1 tRNA gene is annotated in these 223 nt (G+C 40.4%); it reads right to left on the reverse strand.

The annotated features are described in order from the left end of the window. Nucleotides 1-74: 74 nt before the first annotated feature. A tRNA-Glu gene (locus tag AB4209_RS22205) sits at nt 75-150 on the reverse strand. Between the last annotated feature and the right edge of the window lie 73 nt (nt 151-223).

Here is a 223-nt window from a genome sequence, read left to right on the forward strand (position 1 = left end):
TTCCAAATTGTTAAAGAGCTTGATTCAATAAAATGAACCATTTTTAAAAACACTTAAATAAATGTGCTTAAAGATGGTATCCCGTAGGGGAGTCGAACCCCTGTTACCGCCGTGAAAGGGCGGTGTCCTAGGCCTCTAGACGAACGGGACATAGGTTACTCTTAACTGTTTAAACATATCAATCTGTGTGGGTACTCATCGTGAATATCTTCGTATAAGGAGG

Source organism: Vibrio sp. 10N.286.48.C11 (assembly GCF_041469805.1).
In the GTDB taxonomy this organism is placed as follows: Bacteria; Pseudomonadota; Gammaproteobacteria; order Enterobacterales; family Vibrionaceae; genus Vibrio; species Vibrio crassostreae_C.